This is a genomic window from Tritonibacter sp. SIMBA_163 (assembly GCF_046535935.1).
GTDB lineage: Bacteria > Pseudomonadota > Alphaproteobacteria > Rhodobacterales > Rhodobacteraceae > Epibacterium > Epibacterium scottomollicae.
Genome location: NZ_JAWJBP010001467.1, coordinates 1 through 232 on the forward strand (window position 1 = coordinate 1; position 232 = coordinate 232).

At 60.8% G+C, this 232-nt stretch carries 1 pseudogene; it reads right to left on the minus strand.

The features are described 5' to 3' along the window. Window positions 1-65: 65 nt before the first annotated feature. Window positions 66-232: pseudogene (locus tag R0J92_RS27155) on the minus strand (ABC transporter permease); the annotation flags it as partial.

Below are 232 nucleotides of genomic sequence, written 5' to 3' on the forward strand. Positions count from 1 at the left end.
AGGGCGACCCAACGGGCCGCCCTCTTGGCTATGGGAAACGTGCTGTGCCCGCAGACCGCATGGCAGCTGCGAGCCTTCCACGGCACCAGGATGTCGTCGGCCTTACGCATCAGGATATAGATGCCGTAACTAATGACACCGATCAGGATGATCCCCCTGGTGACAATATCCGTCAGTGGGAATGTCGACGCCGCGAGAAGCATCATGCCAGCGCCCGTGTGAGCTGCGACCA